At 42.0% G+C, this 2,991-nt stretch carries 2 protein-coding genes; one reads left to right on the forward strand and one right to left on the reverse strand.

Annotation, left to right across the window (positions count from 1 at the left end):
* Positions 1–153: 153 nt before the first annotated feature.
* Positions 154–705 (reverse strand): glutathione peroxidase, encoded by a 552-nt coding sequence (locus tag PAT01_RS19800; RefSeq protein ID WP_004587708.1) that lies wholly within the window; start codon positions 703–705, stop codon positions 154–156.
* A 116-nt stretch (positions 706–821) separates the two neighbouring features.
* Between PAT01_RS19800 and PAT01_RS19805 the strand changes: the two genes are divergently transcribed.
* Positions 822–1,703: an NAD(P)-dependent oxidoreductase gene (locus PAT01_RS19805; RefSeq protein WP_138576934.1), complete on the forward strand. Its 882-nt coding sequence runs from the start codon at positions 822–824 to the stop codon at positions 1,701–1,703.
* Positions 1,704–2,991: the final 1,288 nt, after the last annotated feature.

Below are 2,991 nucleotides of genomic sequence, written 5' to 3' on the forward strand. Positions count from 1 at the left end.
ATGCAGTCGTAAATGAGAGTTTTTTAACGCAGATAGCGACACGTTTAGCCCCTAAAAATGATTAAGTATTATTGCTGATTGGTATTATACGTAACCTTAAACTAGTTTAATAAAGCATGCTTGAGTAACCACCCATTTATTGATTTAGAATAATTAAGCGCCTTTTAATGCATTAAAGTTGGGTATTATTTTTGCGTTATTTAAGTTATTAGCGTTTAGTGCGCTAGGTAAGTTTGCCTCAATGACCTGTTTAAGCGTTTCGGGCTTGGTGCGCGGCGCATAACGTGCAACGAGCTGACCTTGTGGGTTAATTAAAAACTTGGTGAAGTTCCACTTTACTGCGCGGTTTTGCGAAATACCACGGGTATGCGACTTTAAATAATTAAACAGCGGATGCGCCTCGGGCCCATTTACCATGACCTTACCAAACACTTTGAACGACACGTCAAATTGCCCTTGATAAAAGTCTTTGATCGCGAGGTTATCAAGCGGCTCGTTTTGGCCAAATTGATGACACGGAAACGCTAAAATAGTGAAACCGCTATTTTTATATTCTTGATAGAGCTTTTCTAGCGAACTTAATTGCACCGAAAAATTACACTTACTTGCTGTATTAACAATAAGTACTGTTTTGCCTTTTAGCTGGCTAAGCGCAAAGCTTTCGCTGTTGTACAAAGGGGCACTAAATTGATAAATACTATCCATGGTTACCTACTTATTTCCTTACGTTGGAAATTTATAAAGACTTAATTCGCTTTTTAAGCAGCCGATTGACATAATCGGGCATAGTTTCTAAGTTAGCAGGAAAATAAGGCACTTTTATGTCAATCAATGTTGCATTTATAGGTTTAGGGGTAATGGGTTACCCAATGGCAGGGCATTTAGCAAAAGCGGGCTTTAATGTGTGTGTATATAACCGCACTCAAGCAAAAGCGCAAAGCTGGGTAGATGAGTATGCAGGAAGCTTTGCTACCACGCCGCGAGAAGCTGCTAATAATGCTGATATTGTATTTATGTGTGTAGGTAATGATGATGACTTACGTGCGGTTGTTTATGGTGAAAATGGTGTTTTAGCGGGGATGGCCGTTAATAGCATTTTGGTTGACCATACAACGACATCGGTCGAAGTAGCCCGTGAAGTAGCAGAAAAAGCAGCCTTGCAAAATATCGATTTTATAGACGCGCCCGTATCAGGTGGACAAGCAGGTGCTGAAAACGGCGTGCTTACAGTCATGGCAGGCGGTAACGAAGCTGTTTTCACTAAAGTGCAACCCGTAATGGCGGCATATAGCCGTTTTAGCCAGTTATTAGGCGATGTGGGCGCAGGGCAGTTATGTAAAATGGTTAATCAAATTTGTATTGCCGGCGTAGTGCAAGGCTTAGCCGAGGGCTTACATTTTGCTAAACAAGCAGGGCTTGATGGTGAAAAAGTAATTGAAACCATTTCAAAAGGGGCTGCGGGTTCGTGGCAAATGGAAAACCGCTACAAAACAATGTGGGCAGGTGAGTACGAGTTTGGTTTTGCCGTAGATTGGATGCGCAAAGATTTAGGCATCGCGCTTGATGAAGCTAAAAACAACGGCGCTACGTTACCTATGACCGCAACGGTTGATCAATATTACGCCGACGTACAAGCGCTTGGTGGCGGCCGATACGATACATCAAGCTTACTAGCACGCATTGAAGCACTGCACAAAAAATAACGTTTACATTGAGTATATCAATGTAGACGCGCAGCTTGCTGGCGTGCCGAGCAAAGCCCGTAAAGTGATTTATTCACAAAGAGGATAAGAGGCGCTGCGCTTTAGAGGAAGAGATAGCTCTAAAAAGGTTTATGTTTTTATGTCTTCTCATTTATTCCTCACTCGCTTCTCTTTGTGAGTAGTGGTTTATTTAAGCATTTAAAAGCTGCGCTTTTCACGTGAGCAAGCTCTAGGTCTACTGCGCTGGTGTACATATGGGCTTTACTTGTAGACGCGAAGCTTGCTGGCGTGATGGGCAAAGCCCGTAAAGTGATTTATTCACAAAGAGGGTAAGAGGCGCTGCGCTTTTAGAGGCAGTGATAGTTCTAAAAAGATTGTTGTTGGTCTTTATGTTTTCTCATTTTTTCCTCATTCGCTTCTCTTTGTGGATTATTTTTTATTTAAAAAGCTGCGCTTTTCACGTGAGCAAGCTCTACGTCTTGTAGCTATCATTTATCACATCGAAGTCAGTGAGCTTGCCTCGACGTCTACAGCGAAGGTGTAGATATGGGTTTTACTTGTAAACGCGCAGCTTGCTGGCGTGCCGGGCAAAGCCCGTAAAGTGATTTATTCACAAAGAGGATAAGAAGCGCTGCGCTTTTAGAGGCAGTAATAGTTCTAAAAAGGTTTATGTTTTTATGCCCTCTCATTTATTCCTCATTCGCTTCTCTTTGTGAGTAGTGGTTTATTTAAGCATTTAAAAGCTGCGCTTTTCACGTGAGCAAGCTCTACATCTACCGCGAAGTTGTACATATGGGTTTTACTTGTAGATGCGGTGCTTGCTGGCGTGATGAGCAAAGCCCGTAAAGTGATTTATTCACAAAGAGGGTAAGAGGCGCTGCGCTTTTAGAGGTAGTGATAGTGCTAAAAAGATTATTGTTGGTCTGTATGTTTTCTCATTTATTCCTCATCCGCTCCACTTTGTGGTTTATTTTTTATTTAAAAAGCTGCGCTTTTCACGTGAGCAAGCTCTACGTCTATTGCGCTGGTGTAGACATGGGTTTTACTTGTAGACGCGCAGCTTGCTGGCGTGCCGGGCAAAGCCCGTAAAGTGATTTATTCACAAAGAGGATAAGAGGCGCTGCGCTTTTAGAGGAATAGATAGTTCTAAAAAGGTTTATGTTTTTATATCTTCTCATTTACTCCTCATTCGCTTCTCTTTGTGGATTATTTTATATTTAAAAAACTGCGCTTTTCACGTGAGCAAGTTCTACGTCTACTGCGCTGGTGTACATATGGGTTTTACTTG

It is taken from the genome of Pseudoalteromonas atlantica (assembly GCA_007988745.1).
GTDB lineage: Bacteria > Pseudomonadota > Gammaproteobacteria > Enterobacterales > Alteromonadaceae > Pseudoalteromonas > Pseudoalteromonas atlantica.

What these genes read in the sequence shown, in the direction of transcription:
- PAT01_RS19800 (WP_004587708.1), bottom strand. Translation starts at nt 705, where the DNA reads ATGGATAGTATTTATCAATTTAGTGCCCCTTTGTACAACAGCGAAAGC.
- PAT01_RS19805 (WP_138576934.1), top strand. Translation starts at nt 822, where the DNA reads ATGTCAATCAATGTTGCATTTATAGGTTTAGGGGTAATGGGTTACCCA.